Annotated in this window: 16 protein-coding genes; 10 read left to right on the top strand and 6 right to left on the bottom strand. The window is 58.1% G+C overall.

The features are described 5' to 3' along the window. Window positions 1-239 precede the first annotated feature (239 nt). Window positions 240-1,901: an acetolactate synthase large subunit gene (locus AB8B02_RS17930; protein ID WP_439065890.1), complete on the top strand. Its 1,662-nt coding sequence runs from the start codon at window positions 240-242 to the stop codon at window positions 1,899-1,901. 409 nt (window positions 1,902-2,310) lie between these two features. On the opposite strand, the gene AB8B02_RS17925 is transcribed toward AB8B02_RS17930, so the two are convergent. From AB8B02_RS17925 to AB8B02_RS17915, 3 genes are all read right to left on the bottom strand, one after another. Next, a complete protein-coding gene (locus AB8B02_RS17925; RefSeq protein WP_439059603.1) occupies window positions 2,311-2,784 on the bottom strand; it encodes a TspO/MBR family protein in 474 nt (157 codons plus the stop codon). A gap of 417 nt (window positions 2,785-3,201) precedes the next feature. Next, a complete protein-coding gene (locus AB8B02_RS17920) occupies window positions 3,202-4,023 on the bottom strand; it encodes a DUF1365 family protein (RefSeq protein ID WP_120293169.1) in 822 nt (273 codons plus the stop codon). Beyond that, window positions 4,023-5,369, bottom strand: coding sequence for an NAD(P)/FAD-dependent oxidoreductase (locus tag AB8B02_RS17915; RefSeq protein WP_439064739.1), 1,347 nt, complete (start codon window positions 5,367-5,369; stop codon window positions 4,023-4,025). The genes AB8B02_RS17920 and AB8B02_RS17915 overlap by 1 nt, the downstream gene beginning before the upstream one ends. 135 nt (window positions 5,370-5,504) lie before the next feature. Between AB8B02_RS17915 and AB8B02_RS17910 the strand changes: the two genes are divergently transcribed. From AB8B02_RS17910 to AB8B02_RS17900, 3 genes are all read left to right on the top strand, one after another. Next, entirely contained in the window at window positions 5,505-6,158 is a 654-nt protein-coding gene (locus AB8B02_RS17910) for a sigma-70 family RNA polymerase sigma factor (protein ID WP_439064738.1), read from the top strand. After that, window positions 6,155-6,805: a ChrR family anti-sigma-E factor gene (locus AB8B02_RS17905; RefSeq protein WP_231079600.1), complete on the top strand. Its 651-nt coding sequence runs from the start codon at window positions 6,155-6,157 to the stop codon at window positions 6,803-6,805. The genes AB8B02_RS17910 and AB8B02_RS17905 overlap by 4 nt, the downstream gene beginning before the upstream one ends. 142 nt (window positions 6,806-6,947) lie before the next feature. Further along, on the top strand, window positions 6,948-7,778 hold the full coding sequence (locus AB8B02_RS17900) for a DUF1295 domain-containing protein (RefSeq protein ID WP_439064737.1): 831 nt from the start codon (window positions 6,948-6,950) through the stop codon (window positions 7,776-7,778). Between the two features lie 69 nt (window positions 7,779-7,847). Here AB8B02_RS17900 and AB8B02_RS17895 read toward each other — a convergent pair whose 3' ends face one another. Then, on the bottom strand, window positions 7,848-8,258 hold the full coding sequence (locus AB8B02_RS17895) for a DUF2177 family protein (RefSeq protein ID WP_439064736.1): 411 nt from the start codon (window positions 8,256-8,258) through the stop codon (window positions 7,848-7,850). 481 nt (window positions 8,259-8,739) lie between these two features. On the opposite strand from AB8B02_RS17895, the gene AB8B02_RS17890 reads away from it, so the two are divergent. From AB8B02_RS17890 to AB8B02_RS17870, 5 genes are all read left to right on the top strand, one after another. Further along, window positions 8,740-9,576, top strand: a complete 837-nt coding sequence (locus AB8B02_RS17890) for a hypothetical protein (RefSeq protein WP_120293181.1) — start codon at window positions 8,740-8,742, stop codon at window positions 9,574-9,576. Between the two features lie 572 nt (window positions 9,577-10,148). Beyond that, window positions 10,149-10,400, top strand: a complete 252-nt coding sequence (locus AB8B02_RS17885; RefSeq protein ID WP_184511612.1) for a hypothetical protein — start codon at window positions 10,149-10,151, stop codon at window positions 10,398-10,400. Window positions 10,401-10,415: 15 nt separating this feature from the next. Beyond that, window positions 10,416-10,577 (top strand): hypothetical protein, encoded by a 162-nt coding sequence (locus AB8B02_RS17880; protein WP_184511611.1) that lies wholly within the window; start codon window positions 10,416-10,418, stop codon window positions 10,575-10,577. 650 nt (window positions 10,578-11,227) lie between these two features. Beyond that, window positions 11,228-11,431, top strand: coding sequence for a CsbD family protein (locus AB8B02_RS17875; RefSeq protein WP_068738686.1), 204 nt, complete (start codon window positions 11,228-11,230; stop codon window positions 11,429-11,431). 988 nt (window positions 11,432-12,419) lie between these two features. Then, a complete protein-coding gene (locus AB8B02_RS17870; RefSeq protein WP_120293185.1) occupies window positions 12,420-13,145 on the top strand; it encodes a Crp/Fnr family transcriptional regulator in 726 nt (241 codons plus the stop codon). Between the two features lie 248 nt (window positions 13,146-13,393). Here AB8B02_RS17870 and AB8B02_RS17865 read toward each other — a convergent pair whose 3' ends face one another. Further along, window positions 13,394-14,104 carry an outer membrane beta-barrel protein gene (locus AB8B02_RS17865; RefSeq protein WP_120293187.1) on the bottom strand — a complete coding sequence of 237 codons (711 nt, stop codon included), beginning with the start codon at window positions 14,102-14,104 and terminating at the stop codon, window positions 13,394-13,396. Between the two features lie 202 nt (window positions 14,105-14,306). Here AB8B02_RS17865 and AB8B02_RS17860 point away from each other — a divergent pair, with 202 nt between their 5' ends. Then, on the top strand, window positions 14,307-14,435 hold the full coding sequence (locus AB8B02_RS17860; protein WP_276511282.1) for a hypothetical protein: 129 nt from the start codon (window positions 14,307-14,309) through the stop codon (window positions 14,433-14,435). 315 nt (window positions 14,436-14,750) lie between these two features. Here AB8B02_RS17860 and AB8B02_RS17855 read toward each other — a convergent pair whose 3' ends face one another. Continuing rightward, on the bottom strand, window positions 14,751-14,930 hold the full coding sequence (locus AB8B02_RS17855; RefSeq protein WP_120293189.1) for a hypothetical protein: 180 nt from the start codon (window positions 14,928-14,930) through the stop codon (window positions 14,751-14,753). Window positions 14,931-15,167 lie beyond the last annotated feature (237 nt).

The raw sequence follows: 15,167 nt of genomic DNA, 5'->3' as shown, positions 1-15,167 counted from the left end.
TTGGACTACGATCTTACAGGGCAGGCAGATCGGATCGTCAACGGCCGAGGATATGGCGTCTCGAACGCGGGTCAGCAACCATCGTCCTCTCGGCTGCCGGTCGGTTCCTGGCAGGTGCTATCGAGGAGGCGCATATCCTGGCAAGGGAAAGGCGCGCTTCAGACGCCTGTTCCACCAAACGTTTCATTAAATGGACCTGTTTGTCCAATACGGTACTGTGCAAATGGAGGAGCTTGACGATGAACAGTGAGGACCGGGAAATGAAAGGCTCCGATCTGCTGGTGGCGGCTCTCGAAAACGAGGGCGTCGACCGCATCTTTGGCGTCCCCGGCGAGGAGAACCTCGACGTCGTCGAGAGCTTGCGCAAGTCTTCCATCGAGCTGGTCGTCACGCGTCACGAGCAGCCCGCCGCCTTCATGGCAGCGACCCACGGGCGCCTCACAGGGAGGCCTGGTGTGGCCCTCAGCACTTTGGGGCCCGGAGCCCTGAATCTCTCGACAGGGGCTGCCTATGGGCTCCTGGGAGGCATGCCGATGGTCCTGATCACTGGCCAGAAGGCGATCCACGCCAGCCGGCAGGCGCACTTCCAGATCGTGGATGTCGTCGCGAGCATGAAGCCGCTCACGAAACTGTCGCAGCAGATCGTCAGTGCGTCGTCCATCGCGACCGTCGTCCGGAACGCTTTCCGGATTGCGATGGAGGAGCGTCCCGGACCCGTGCACCTGGAGCTTCCGGAAGATGTCGCGGCGGAGAAGGTGTCCGGCGTTTCGGTCGTCCCGGTCCACCCGATCGATCTCCCGGCGCCCTCGATGGACGCCGTCCGGAAGGCCGCCGAGCTCATCCTCTCGGCAAAATGCCCGTTGCTCATGTTCGGTGCCGGTGCCAGCAGGCCTAGGCTCGCGCCCGCGCTCTCCGAATTCGTCCGCCGGGTGAAGATCCCATTCTTCAACACGCAGATGGGGAAGGGGGCCGTCGGCGGGGCGTCCGACTACTATGTCGGCACGGCGGCGCTCAGCGAACGCGACTACGTCCATCGCGCGATCGACTGCGCCGACCTGATCATCACCATCGGCCACGACACCATCGAAAAGCCGCCATTCATCATGGGGCGTGGCCGCCATCAGGTGCTTCACATCGGCTTCACGCCAGCGACGGTCGAGGAGGTTTACTATCCGCAAGCTGAACTTATCGGCGACATTGCGAAAGGTCTCGACATGCTGGCGACCGAGCTCGAAGGGAAGCTCAAGCAGACCACGCAGTGGGACGGCGTGCGCGCGGACATCCTGAGCCACATCGGCGACCGTGCCAACGAAGACCGCTTTCCGCTGACGCCGCAGAGGATCGTCCACGACGTCCGCCAGGTCATGCCACCCGACGGCATCGTCGCGTTGGACAACGGGATGTACAAGATATGGTTCGCGCGCAACTACCGCACGGACGTCGCCAACACGCTGCTGCTCGACAATGCGCTTGCGACGATGGGCGCGGGGCTTCCGTCGGGCATGATGGCGGTGCTGCTGAATCCGAAGCGCCGTGTGGTCGTTGTCGCCGGCGACGGCGGTTTTATGATGAATTCGCAGGAACTGGAGACCGCGCAGCGTCTGAAGCTCGATCTGGTCGTGCTTGTCATCGAGGATCACGCCTACGGGATGATCAGGTGGAAGCAGGCCGTCGACGGTTTCGCCGACGCGGGGATGACTTTCGGCAATCCGGATTTCGTCGTCTACGCGCAGTCCTACGGTGCCCAGGGTCATCGCGTGACCGAGGCGGGCGGTCTGGCACCGACACTGGAGAAGGCCTTCGCGGCCGGTGGCCTTCACCTCGTAGTGGTGCCGGTGGACTACAGCGAGAATGTTCGTGTTTTGGTGGATGAACTGGCCGACATGCAGCAACAAGAATGAAAAAACCATTCGACAACTGAAACGGGTTAGGCATTTGCAGTACGAAGGGACATCAGGCCAATTCGTTCCCCTATTCGTTTGAACCCAGTTTTGGTGCTGGCCTGTTTTTGGCCGCAGTGGCCTATTCTGGCTGCGCCCTTATTTCGGAGGTTCTAGAGAACCAATTTCTCCGTCCCGCGTAACGATATCGGCGGAGGGTGGAATGCATACACGACGTACAGTCAGGGAGCTTCGAGAGAAGGTAGATAAGTATCGGGCCATGGCCCGGATGACGACCGATCCTGAAACGGCCAGACGTATTATCGAGCTTACTGACGAATTGGAACAACAGGCCCGCGATATCGAGCGGGGAAAGTAAGGCCTCAATGGGCGGCCTCTTTCGTCAATGCGGTCTCATGCCGCGTTGTCGCTAATTCATTGTAAGAATGCGAGCATTGAGTGCAGCCGCAAAAAGTATCCAAGCGAGATAGGGCAAAAGCAGTAAGGCGGCGGTACTGTCGACGCCCAAGCCTATGATGACGGTCACTCCTATTGCCGCGAACAACAGCGAAATAACAATCATGCCAGACCGCAGATCGTGGCGACCGAAGAAGATCGGCGACCATATCGCGTTCAGGGCGAGCTGGATGCCGAATGCGCCAAGAGCTGCGGTTCGAGCGGGCGAAGGAGGCGCCTCCCAGAACATCCACACGGACAGCGCCATGAGGAAATACAGGATGGGCCAGACGATGGGAAACGCGATGCGCGGTGGTGTCCACGATGGTTTCGCCAAACTCGCGTACCAAGTCGGAATCTCAGGCGTCGTAACCCGAGCGCCGATAAACGCGACGCTATAACAAATCCCAAGTGAGCAGAGTAAGGACGCGACCGAACTGTTAGTCATGCACCGTTAAGTCCTTGCGTTCTCGCCAGTTCCCCGGCCTCAGACGACTTCCACATTAACGTGGCGCCGCGCTCGTACATTTCGATGATGCCGTCGGAGACGTCTTGTCGCGGTCGGTCGTGTACTCTCCGGCACTCCCGCCCTTCAGGAGTGTGCCGTTCCACTCACCAACGGGCATGCGGCCAGCCATCGCGTCCAGTGCTTGCTTTCAGGTCGCAGAATGTTGGTAGTGCATTGTCCGGCTTTTTCCGGAGTTATTCCCCGGTGGCGTACTGCTTGCCCTAGGCGTCCGGCTTGTCGGTGCGCTCCTTTGCCTTCTTGGAGAAGGCATCGCTCGACGACGGCATCCCCAGCGTAGCATGGCCAACTCACGCCATCTTCCTTTCGGCGGATGAGGTGACGCTCTCCCAGATTTGGCTATCGGAGGACATTTGTCGTGTCCTTCGTCAAATGGGGGGCGGCTTCGAGATCGCGGCCGAGTGTTATCGGTCGATCGGGGGGAGAAGGGTGGTGATGCCGGCGAATGCCCTTGAGCCAAATCAGCAGTGCTTCCCAGTGGATGCCTGCGATCACCTTCAAGGTCAGCAGGGGGTAAACGCAGAAGGCGTGCGCTAGAGCTGCGTCGGTCAGATTCTGGCGGGTTGCAGCGAGCTTGGCGATGAGCAGCGGCCCTTGTGCATCGTGACCGATGACCGAAACCGTCAAATTCTTTCCCGGAGGGACGACAGAAAACGAATAGACCATGTCGGTGCTCATGAAGGGGGAAACGTAGAAGGACTTCTGGCTTTTCTGGCGGATTGGCACTTTCGTGTCGCGGGCAACGGGAATGAGATAATTGTGACGCTCACCGAACGTATTGCTGACCTCGTATAAGATCGCCGAAATCGAGTTGTCTCGCCTGTAGCAGAAATAGATGCTCAGCGGATTGAAGGCGTATCCCAGGATGCGCGGCATGGTGAGAAGCCGGAGCGGGCCGCCGGCTTCGATGCCGGCCTCTTGCAAATGCCGCTCGATCCTGGCCCGCGGCGACGTGGTCTCTCCCTCGCCGTGATCCCGATCATGGAAGCTGAAGAGGTTGAAGCGGTTGTGCGAGAAGAGGTGCAGCCTGCCTGCCAGCATATCGACTTCATCAAGATCGAGAAGCATGTAGAAAATGCTGTAGCGCAGCCGATGCTCTCTTGGCCGCAATCGGTGATGCATCACTGAGCCGGAGTAGAGGGCCGAACGAAAGCCCGACATCAGGCAGCCTCCGTTTCAGGCGTGGCGAGCACAGTCTCATGAACATGGATGCGGCCGGATTCGTCAGCGACTGTCCAGGGGCGCCGCAGGTCCCCGAGGGCTTCAGCGACGGCAAGCCCGGCTTGTAATCCATCCTCGTGGAAGCCGGCGCCGAAATAGGCGCCGCAAAACCATGTATTGCGCTTGCCCTGCAACGACCAAAGCTCTCTCTGCGCTTGCATCGCCTGCGCATCGAAACGGGGATGGCTGTAGCGCATTTCCCTGAGAATAGCGTTGGGTGCGATCTCCCGGTGGGGATTGAGCGTGACGAAAAGCGGTCGCTCGCTTTCGATTTCCTGAAGACGGTTCATCCAATACGTCACGGCGAGCTTGCGACCGCCATCGTCGTCCCTCGCCATGTAGTTCCAGCTCGACCAGACCCGGCGGCGGCGCGGCATCAAGCGAGGGTCCGAATGAAGGACTGCATCGTTGTCGATATAGTCGAACGCGCCGAGCAATCGCCGTTCCTCGCTGCTCGGATCAGCAAGCACTTGGAGCGCTTGATCCGCGTGAGTGGCAATCACCACCTGATCGAAACGGCGACGATCACCGTCATATCCGACGACCTCGGAACCGTTCGTGGTGCGAACGATTGTACGGATCGGATAGTCAGACACCACTTCGGCTATGGCGTCAGTAAGCACTCGCACATAGGAGCGGCTGCCGCCGCACACGGTGCGCCAGATCGGGCGACTAGACAGTTTCAGGAGGCCGTGGGTGTCGCAAAATTTGATAAATGAAGCCGCTGGATAGGCCCCGATCTTTGCAGCAGGCGTGGACCAAATGGCCGCCGCCATCGGATAGAGATGATCGTTGCGGAATCCTTCTCCATAACCGGCGGCGTCGAGATACTCATCGAGCGTAATCAGGCCCAAGGCCGCCACATTGCGTGGCGCCTCGCGATAGAAGCGCACGAGGTCGCGCAGCATCCGCCAGAATCGTGGGCTGATGGCGTTTCGACCCTGCGCGAACAGGCCCAGAAGGCCGGTTCCGGAGTATTCGAGCCTGCCATCGTCGAGCGAGACGGCAAATGACATGTCGGATCGCTTCGTGGCGACGCCGATATGCTCAAAGAGTGATGTCAGGTTTGGATAGGTGGATTCGTTGAAGACAATAAAGCCCGTATCGATCGCGGCACCCGCCACATCGACCGTGTGGCTATGCCCACCCAGGCGGCTATCGGCTTCGTATAGAACAACCCGATGTCGTTTTGAAAGCAGCCACGCTGCGGACAGGCCGGAAATACCACTCCCAACAACGGCTATGTCGAGGCTTCCGCTATGTGCCGCGGCGTTAAAACTGTTCATTCTATCACTCCCAGCAATCTTTCTCGTCAAAAGACTTCCCTCCACGGGCCAAGCTGCCAATATTTACGGAACCCAGCGCGCATTGGATCACTTGAGGCGTGATCCAATTGGGGGGACGGTGCGTATGAAGGGCAAATGGATGCTGCAAGATTACATCTCGACATCAGGCGCACGCGGGACGTCGGTCCGGCGGCGAGGCTCATTGTTTTGAGCGAGGGCATTAAAAAAGAGGTGCTGCCCTCTCCTGTAGAGTTGATCCGCCTGATTGATGCCGTTGCACGGGCGCGGGATCGCAAGGCGTTCGCGCAGCTCTTCGCCTATTTCGCGCCGCGTGTGAAAGGCTTCCTTATGCGGACCGGTCTCGCGGAGTCGGTTGCCGAGGAGGTGACACAGGAAGTCATGATCGCGGTATGGAGAAAGGCGTCCTATTTCGATCCCAGCCGGGCGGGCGCGTCGACATGGGTGTTTACGATTGCTCGTAACCAGAGGATCGACAGGCTGCGCCGCTCGCGTTCCCGGACGGCCGATCATCTCTTGGATCTGAGTGACGAACCGGACACGCCACCGTCGGGCGAAGATATCGTGATCATGGCAGAGCGGGAAGAAGAGGTCCGGAAAGCGCTGGCGACCCTGTCAAATGAACAGGCAACCATCGTGAAACTCTCTTTCTTCTCCGAAGCGCCGCATGCGGAGATCGCTCGTGAGCTGGGCATCCCGCTCGGCACCGTTAAATCCCGCGTCCGGCTCGCATTGAACCGGCTGCGAACCCTATTGGACCGCGATATATGACGATCAATCATCACCCCAGCGATGAAACGCTTCTGCGTCTTGCGGCCGGAGCGTTGGGTGCCGGCCCGGCGCTAGTCATCCGCGTCCACCTCGAAGGATGTGCCGTTTGCCGCGAGCGCTTAACCCGGTTCGAGGCTATGGGCGGGGCGATCCTCGACGAGATGCGCTTGGCTCCGCTTGCTGAGGATTTGTTCGGACGGACCATGGAGCGGCTGGAAAGCATTCCATCCACGTTAGTGAAAGAACCCAGGCCGAGGAAACAGCCGGACCTGGGCATCGAGCTCCCTCATGCGATGCGCCACTGCGAAATTGGTCCCTGGCGATGGCTTGGCCCCGGCTTCAGATGGAGCAAGGTCCAAATTGCTGGAAGTCCAGATGCCAAAGTCATGATGATTAAGGGTAAAGCGGGGCTTCATCTGCCTGCCCATGGACACACCGGCATGGAGTTTATGCAGATTCTATCTGGATCTCTGTCGGACGAGCGCAGTCAATATTTTCCCGGCGATCTCGACGAAGCAGATGATGAAGTCAATCACCGGCCCCTTGTCGGCGAGAAGTCGGATTGCGTCTGTCTCGCTGCTTTGGAAGGAGATACGCGCCTTCATGGATTTCTGGGGCGTCTCCTACGTCCGATCGTGGGATTTTGAACGATGGCGGCGGCACAGCCATTAGATTCCTTTGGCTAGCCTCGGTTGGCCTATGAAGATGTTTCATGAGGTCGTGTAATTGGCCTTGCGAGAAAGCCGTCGCGAAAATTATGCCAGATTGGACGGCACGGGACAGTATCGCATGACACTGGTTATCGCAGTCGTTGCGCTTGCGATTTTCCTTTCACTGACCATGGCGGGAGCATGGTTGGTCGCGCTTCGAACCGGCCAGTCAGGATGGATCGACGCGATATGGTCGTTTGCCACTGGCGTGTTCGGCGCTGCGGCCGCTCTTCTTCCTTTCGCCGGGGGGGAAATTTCATCGCGTCAGATACTCGTGGCAGTGCTGGCGGTCTTGTGGGCACTGCGTCTCGGCATCCACATCGTGGCGCGCACCGCGCGAGAAGGCGATGATCCTCGCTACCGGCACTTGCGCGAGCAGTGGGGAAGTGCCTTCAGATCGCACCTGTTCTGGTTCCTGCAAATCCAGGCGTTGGCTGCGTTGGTGCTCGTCCTCTCAATCATGATAGCAGCACAAAATCCGGCGCCTGGCCTACAGGTCCTGGACTGGTTCGGAATTGCCATCCTGATCACGGCCGTTGTCGGGGAAACGATCGCGGATCGCCAGCTGTCCACCTTTCGCCTAGACCCCGGAAACCAGGGGAAAGTTTGCGACGTCGGGCTTTGGAGTAGGTCACGCCACCCAAACTATTTTTTTGAATGGTTGGGATGGCTGGCTTATGCCGTGATCGCGGTCGATCGCACGGGCGCCTATCCGCAGGGGTGGCTAGCTTTCGCCGGGCCATTGCTGATGTATTGGCTCCTCGTCCACGCCTCCGGCATTCCGCCTCTCGAAGGGCACATGCTGCGCTCGCGCGGCAAGGCCTTCCGAGAATATCAGCACCGCGTCAACGCATTCTGGCCTGGCCCGCAGAGCGGCACTGGCGCCGCCGGCAACAAAGAAGACCTTTGATGAGCCTGATTCCTCGGCCTGCTTCGTCGGACTTGTCGCATCGGAAATGTTGCCACGTCCTTAAGCTCGTCAGGATGAAGCTGTGAACGCGCGCGTGATCAGAAAGCCGATGGTTGCGGCAGACGCCGTCAGAAACGTTCCCCAGCATAGATCTGCGATCGTCACCGCGACCGGCCAGTTCCGCAACGTCGCCTGGTTGGTCAGATCGTAGGTCGCATACGCAACGAATCCGAGGAAAGCACCGAAGAACGTGGCCGTTGTCAAACGCTGGCTAGCAATCGCCGGGGCAACGGCGAACACCACGATGCCGGCAACGTAAATCAGATAGAAGAGCACTGCCGGTACCGGCCGGAAGCTATCAAGCAGCATCTGGCCCATCAGGGGCCGATACAGACGCTGCGCCGCAAACGTTAGCCAGATCGCGTCGATTGCGAGAAATACTAGACCCGTCGCGACATAGGCGATGCCGTATGTTTTCAAGTTAATTTTCCTTCCGAGTCGATGCTGAAGATATTACGCGCCAGCAAGATGCTCGGATCACTCTGCCGCATGACGGCAATGTCCAACATCAGAAACAGATTGATTTCCCGTAGAAGGAATAAAAGCCGGCGCGTGCTGCGTCGAGGTCCGGGGCCACTCTGAAACATTTGTCGGGATTGAGCGTAAAAGCCGCAAGGCCATTTCCAGACGCCAGACCGCTCCGGGTTCGGATCCCAATCCTGCTGAGCGATAGTACCGACGTCAACGTCGCCGTACCGGATTGGATGATGGGCGATCGTCTTGAGTTGGCTGATCGTTGCTCGAGGGGCTTAGCGTCTTTCTATCAAGCTCGTCGTCCGCCCACCTTTGCGCAATCGCTGAAGACAGGCGAATTCGCCTTCGCGGGCGGAACCATACTATTGAATGCACATTGTGTGGGCATCGGTATCTATTCCGGAGCCGCTCCAAGGGGAATTTCAGAATGATTGATACTGTTGTCGTGCAGCCAGCTTCCCCTGGCGTAGACGAGCCTTCGGTTGCGGGTGTCTCGTGGGCTGCAGTCGCGGCTGGTGCCGTCGTCTCGCTCGCGTTGACACTCGTTCTTATTGCTTTCGGGGCAGGGCTTGGTTTGTCAGTCGTGTCGCCCTGGTCGTCCAGCGTATCGGCTACGACATTCAAAATCACGACGGGAATCTATCTGATCGTCATCGCCATGATCTCGTCGTCGATCGGCGGATATCTCGCTGGTCGTCTGCGGTCGCGCTGGATTGGCGTTCATGCAGATGAGGTCTATTTCCGCGACACCGCGCATGGGTTTCTGGCATGGGCATTTGCAACGGTGCTCGGTGCTGTACTCCTAGCTTCGCCCGCGACGACCGTTTTAAGCGGCGCGACGTCGGGAGTCTCTGCTGGTGCGACGGCGTCTGCGGCGCAGGCGGGACCGGTCGAAGGCTTCATCGACGCACTATTGCGTCCATCGACACCATCTGGCGATGGCAACAGTGCTGACGCGCGCGGTGAACTGTCCCGCATAATGGCCTCTAGCCTCCGAGCCGGTGAGCTGAAGCCAGCCGATCGCGCTTACGTCAATAAAGTCGTGGCCGCTCGCACCGGTTTGAGCGAACCTGATGCTGACAAGCGCGTTACCGAAGTCACCAATGATGCAAAGGCCGCTGCCGATAATGCTCGAAAGGCTGCAATGCAGCTCGCCTTTTGGCTCACGGCATCACTTTTGATTGGCGCCTTTTCTGCGAGCCTGGCGGCGACCGAGGGCGGTGGACTTCGAGACGGAACTTGGAAAGCGCGTCGCACGCGATAAGGAGAGAACAATGCCTATTCTGCTATGGCTACTTGGAATTCCACTGCCGCTGATCATTCTGGTCCTGCTGCTTCGATGAATAAAGGCCCCGCGGTGCGGGGCCTTTATTCATTGCGTAGGAGTGCAGGGAACAAGAGCCGGTCGCATTACTTGACCTTCATCGCTGCTCGGATTTTGGCTAATAATCAGTGATGAGAGCATAGCTCCAGCCTGAAATGGGAGCGCAATATGTGTACCAAGTGCATCGGACTGGAAGATCAGATCGCCCGATATCTTGGTTTTGCCAGGCGCGTAAACGCTTTGACGAGGGGGCGCATCTACGATCTGGTTTTGCATCTCCAGAATGATAAAGAAGCGATTGTACACGGCCAGGATGCTCTTCGGCCGCGCCTTCTTGTGTAGCTCACCTTGCCTGCACGCTTTTCGTTAGTTTATCTGACCGCCACGAGAAGAGCTTGGCGGGCCGGTTCGGGGATTGCCACGAGGCTGTTAGTGGGGGCCCGGCGCGGAACGAGTCAGGCAGCGCCACGTTCGACTGACAAGGGCTTCATGAACAGATTGGCTTTGGTTCAATGCAAAAGATTATAACGATCAGCGCTACAGCGCTTCTCCTCGTCGGTGCCACGATGTCGTCGGCGTCCGCCGAAAAGTCCCGCCGGCACCACACTCAGCAGGGCGTCACCTCCGGTCAAGGCATGACCACCGGTACCGGCCGCACATATACTGGCGGCAATACCGCTCTGAAGGGCAACAGCGGCAATTCGGGGCAAGGGGACAACTCGCTGGGCAACATCAAGGGCGGCAACATCGGCGCCGGCAAGTAGCATTTCGGAGGGACCATGAGCAAAGAAAATCCCAAAGATGATCCCCGCACGGAGTCAGATTGGGCTCCGACGAAACAGACCGACAAGCCCTGGAAAGGCGTGCCGGAAAAGGAACAGTTTGCTCAGGACCGGGAAAAGCCGGACCTTGAAAAGTGGAAAAGGACCGACACTCATTGACGTTGCGGCGGACGTGCATCCATCTTTTCGATGGGTCGACGATTGAGCCGTCCGAGCAATATGCTCGGGCGGCTTCTTTGCGAAAATGGTTTCGCGTCTTATGGATGGATGTCCGCTAAACGGCGGCGTCGATCCTCTCCTACGGTCTGGCCCACGGCTCGGACACGTATGGGTGCTTCCGGCAACGGCATTCGCGACGTCTTCGGTGGAGGACCGTCATCCTCATCAAGGGATCGGAGAGCTGCGAGAATATCACCGATCCTAACAGTCTCATGGGAGCCTGGAATTTGGCGTAGCCATGGCTTCCCTTCGACAGTAAACGCATCCGATGCCCAAGCGGCTAGGATGCATCGCTTTTGCAGCGTGTCTAAGAAGGGATTGGCAAGAACCTCCCGCGGGTGCGAGAAGGTGCTGGCGAGTAGAGAATTCGCGTGGATTTCATTCATCGACATGGCAGCGCTTGTCATGCTGGGCCTCCTAACTCCTTTCGTTTAAAGGCGATTATCGATGTAGATTTTCGCTGCTTTCGGTCAAGGGGTGACGCTAAAAATTTTCGGGGCGCTTCTCAGACTGCCGGGCGCTGTCTTAGTGTCGCACGGGAAACAAAGACCTGATCACGACGTTCATCCCACTAACAAGGGAGAGAAAAAATGGATTGGAACAGGGTCGAAGGAAATTGGAAACAGATGAAGGGCAAGGTCAAGGAGCAGTGGGGCAAGCTCACTGACGATGACCTCGACGTCATCAACGGCAAACGGGAGCAACTCGAGGGTCGTCTTCAAGAGCGTTATGGCTACGCCAAGGACCAGACCACGAAGGAAGTCGACGACTGGTATGGACGTCAGAGTTGGTAATCAGAACGTACTTCGCTCCAGAGTTGTTCCACGCTTTTCGAGAACAGGATTGAGCGAGTTGCCTCAATCTAATGGCTGATGGATTTGCGGTCGGAGTTAACGCAGGATGACAGCGACCGAATCTTGACCCCAGAAGCCTCGCTTCGGTCGGCCCGGCGGTAGAGCGACCTACCCGCCAGGCCTTTAAGCAGCAATGTTCCCTAACGTTGCTGTTCGAGCAACCAGACAACACCCTCCAGTATCGACAAGCCGGTCAGGCCCGACGCGCACTTGCCTAGCTCCCAAGGACGTCAATCTTCGATCGCAGGCTTCTGCTGCCTCAACTTGCGCGTTGAGCCTCGGTCGATGACACTTCGGAAGTCTGACATGGAAGGCACCAGACGCGATTACATCGCCAGCATGGTGGAGACGACGCCGTGGGTGGCAAGGATCCGGGTGCCAAAACGGCGAAGGTGCACCGCAAAAAAACATTGAGATCCGCTCTCGGTAAATTCGTCTCAAATGAGACGATGTCACCTCCTGGCTTGTGGTTCCATCCCGAGGAACCGTTGGAGGAACCGACATGAATGAGCGTCAGCTGATAACCCGCGCATGGCAAGATGCGGACTTGGAGAAGCTCAAACAGTTGCATGCAGAGGGGGCTTCGCTTCTACGAGCATGTGCGGCTATGAAGCGACCAATGGCTTCCGTCAAAAAACGTGCTCGTGAACTTGGCCTGCATTTCGCAAGTGTTCGAGAAGTTCGGCGAGAGATCAGCGCTCGCGAGCAAACCCAATGACAGTTATTGGGTCTTCAGCGCCGAAATGCCCAAAGTGCAATCGCAAGATGACGTCATCTGAAAAGGGAGATTCGGAGTTTAGATGCGCGAGGTGCGAGGTCGATCCGATGGAGCGCAGCAAGGGTTGGCTTTCGAGCGAGTTGAAGCCACCGTCAAGATGACTAGGATGCTGAGCGCAGCCGAACAGGTTCAGCCGCGTAGGAGGCTACAATCGACCCTCTAGTCGTCCTTATAAAAAAACTGAAAGAGCACTCGCACCTGAGCCAAGAGGACCTTTTGGAGGTCCGCCGCCTGCCGTGCTCTGTCCGCGAATTGGATAGTCATGAGGACTTCATTCGGCAAGGCGATCGACCCAAGGTGTCCGCAATCGTCGTCGAAGGAATGCTGGCTCGCTATCATCTCCTGCCGAACGGCGCACGCCAGTATTTGTCCTTTCATCTCGCTGGCGACATGCCGGATTCACAGTGTCTGTTCATCGAGGTGATGGATCATGCCGTCTGCGCGATCGGCAAGGCCGTCGTCGCCTCGGTCCCGCATCGGGACTTGATGAAGTTATTCGATAGTAGACCAAAGGTTGGCGCTGCAATCTGGCGTGAAACCCTGATCGACGCAGCCATCTTCCGTGAAGCGATCACGAACAATAGCGCGCGGTCCGCCCCTGCCCGCATGGCTCATCTCTTCTGCGAACTCTTCTACCGATCGCGGGCTTCCGGCTTGACGCGTGACGATACGTGTATTCTGCCGATAGGTCTTAATCAGCTGGGAGAGGCTCTCGGGCTGTCGCTAGCTACCGTAAACCGCGCTTTGGCCAACCTTCGAGACACCGATCTTGCCGACTTCAAGAGCGGGTCTCTCACCATCAGAAATTGGGCGGGTCTGGCGGACTGCGGCGAGTTCAATCCTCGCTACTTGCATCTGCGACGCGAGCCGTTCTGACATCGCGAATGTCAACGAACAGCACAATAGCGGCACCTATGCCAATCTCAAGACCGCTGTCGAGTTTGTAGAGAGGCTGCACAACGCGATCACGGTTCTTAGCATCTCGGCGGTCGTCGCGGTCTGACCGACACTAGCCTCTGACCAAATCCCGGTAACGCCTTCCCGGCATTGGCGGAGATTATGCGTAGGCAGGGAAAAGGCCCGGCTTTCGCCGGGCCCCGGTCTGTTGAATTCAGTGTTGGGACTTAGAAGTTTGAGCCGCCCCAGTTGAAGTGATAGTTGATGCCGCCCTTCACAGTGTGGGTGGTGGCACCAAGCTCCAGACCGCCCGGAGCAAATGCAGTCAGATAACGTTCGCTGCCATAGTCGGCGTACATGTACTCACCCTTGAGCGACCAGTTGGGGGCGAACATGTATTCCACGCCAGCGCCGACGGTCCAGCCCGACAGCACTTTGCTCTCGCTGAAGCTGCCGCCCAGGCCGGCGATCGAAAAGCGATTATCGGCCCATGCGTAACCGCCCTTGGCGTAGAACAGCGCTGCGCCTGACGTCACACCGATGCGACCGGTGACACTCCCGAATGAACGAATCTTATCCTCAAGCGTGACCGGAAAAATGCCGAACAAGCCGGTCTGGCTATATGAGATGTCTGACGCTGCCGCGTCTGCTTCAAGACCCCAGACCCAAATGCTACCGGGCGTCTGCCAGTTATAGCCTATAGTGCCGCCGCCGAAGCCGCCCTGCAGGTCGCTGCTCGTGGTCGTGACACCGCCGACGTTGACGCGATCCGACCAGCCGTAACCACCCATGACACCGAGATAGAAGCCCGACCAGTTGTAGCCTACCGGAATCGGAGCGGGCGGGGCTTTAGTGTAGGGACGAGCTGCCAGATCGGCGGCAGAAGCCGAAGCTGCGCCCAAGGTTAGAATGACAGCGGCCATCAGAATCTGTTTCATGCGGACTCCCCTGTGAAAGTTCGGTGATCACAATCCTATGTGCACGCGCATCTCGAAGCTGTCACCGTTTCGCCACACGCGCGAGTTTTTACCGCACCACAACCTCACCCCGATCCCAGCCGATATGCTAAGTCGACTGCGGCAATAACCGATAACAATGTCTCCACGCTGCAGGGTAGCCATCCCTTGAAGCGAGAGTTCTTTGAGAAACTGGAAGGACGATTTCGAGCTCGACTGGACGCTCCGCGACATCCACGGCGGCAGGCTGAAGCTGTCACCGATCACGGAAGACCAACTGAGCGAGCTATTGGAGATGGGCCTCGTGAGGTAGTGAACGATCAAGTGAAGCTCACCGAGACGGGATACCAGAAGATCCACTAGTGGAGCCATGGCAAGACGCCGATTAACAGGACCTGGACTCCAGAAGTCATTGCTCGATTGATCAGCCTTGCCGACAGCGGCGCAACGGTGTTGCGAGCCGCTGCCGCCCTCGGGCGGCCGGCGACAGCGGTGCAAACAAGGCCCGCGAACGAGGGAAGCCGTTGGTAGGTGTTCGGGACTCCAGGGCGGCAATACGAGCCCATATCGAGGCCAAGTGAATGTGGAGAATGTTCATCGCAAGCTCCCTTGTTCTGTGTGAGCCAAATCAGAACACCTTCCGATTTCCGGCCTCCGTCAGTTTGACCTGGTCGTCCACGATTTCGACGAGGCCCATCTCCAGGAGTTCGCTGAGTTGGTCTTCCGTGATCGGGGACAGCTTCAGCCGGCCGCCACCGATATCGCGGAGCGTCCAGTTGAGCTCGAAATCGTCTCTCCAGTATTTCATCTGATGGGGCCGTCGCCGGCAGAGGTTGAAAAATTAAAAGCCCGCCGGATCGTCCACGGGGGCTTTCACTATCTAATGCCGAAAACCAACGTAGAGACCAATCATGGTAATGGCCGATACCAAGATGAAGCAAAAAAGCCCCCACGCAATAATAGTGGCTTCATCTGGGGTATTCCGATTCATCTTCTGAAGAACGTTCAATGGTCTCTCCCTGTAATCTCTGTCATCGGCGCTCGC

Origin of the sequence: Tardiphaga sp. 862_B3_N4_1 (assembly GCF_051811085.1) — a bacterium.
Lineage (GTDB): Bacteria > Pseudomonadota > Alphaproteobacteria > Rhizobiales > Xanthobacteraceae > Tardiphaga > Tardiphaga robiniae.
This window is presented reverse-complemented; position numbering and strand designations above follow the sequence as displayed.

What these genes read in the sequence shown, in the direction of transcription:
- AB8B02_RS17930 (WP_439065890.1), top strand. Translation starts at nt 240, where the DNA reads ATGAACAGTGAGGACCGGGAAATGAAAGGCTCCGATCTGCTGGTGGCG.
- AB8B02_RS17925 (WP_439059603.1), bottom strand. Translation starts at nt 2,784, where the DNA reads ATGACTAACAGTTCGGTCGCGTCCTTACTCTGCTCACTTGGGATTTGT.
- AB8B02_RS17920 (WP_120293169.1), bottom strand. Translation starts at nt 4,023, where the DNA reads ATGTCGGGCTTTCGTTCGGCCCTCTACTCCGGCTCAGTGATGCATCAC.
- AB8B02_RS17915 (WP_439064739.1), bottom strand. Translation starts at nt 5,369, where the DNA reads ATGAACAGTTTTAACGCCGCGGCACATAGCGGAAGCCTCGACATAGCC.
- AB8B02_RS17910 (WP_439064738.1), top strand. Translation starts at nt 5,505, where the DNA reads ATGGATGCTGCAAGATTACATCTCGACATCAGGCGCACGCGGGACGTC.
- AB8B02_RS17905 (WP_231079600.1), top strand. Translation starts at nt 6,155, where the DNA reads ATGACGATCAATCATCACCCCAGCGATGAAACGCTTCTGCGTCTTGCG.
- AB8B02_RS17900 (WP_439064737.1), top strand. Translation starts at nt 6,948, where the DNA reads ATGACACTGGTTATCGCAGTCGTTGCGCTTGCGATTTTCCTTTCACTG.
- AB8B02_RS17890 (WP_120293181.1), top strand. Translation starts at nt 8,740, where the DNA reads ATGATTGATACTGTTGTCGTGCAGCCAGCTTCCCCTGGCGTAGACGAG.
- AB8B02_RS17885 (WP_184511612.1), top strand. Translation starts at nt 10,149, where the DNA reads ATGCAAAAGATTATAACGATCAGCGCTACAGCGCTTCTCCTCGTCGGT.
- AB8B02_RS17880 (WP_184511611.1), top strand. Translation starts at nt 10,416, where the DNA reads ATGAGCAAAGAAAATCCCAAAGATGATCCCCGCACGGAGTCAGATTGG.
- AB8B02_RS17875 (WP_068738686.1), top strand. Translation starts at nt 11,228, where the DNA reads ATGGATTGGAACAGGGTCGAAGGAAATTGGAAACAGATGAAGGGCAAG.
- AB8B02_RS17865 (WP_120293187.1), bottom strand. Translation starts at nt 14,104, where the DNA reads ATGAAACAGATTCTGATGGCCGCTGTCATTCTAACCTTGGGCGCAGCT.
- AB8B02_RS17855 (WP_120293189.1), bottom strand. Translation starts at nt 14,930, where the DNA reads ATGAAATACTGGAGAGACGATTTCGAGCTCAACTGGACGCTCCGCGAT.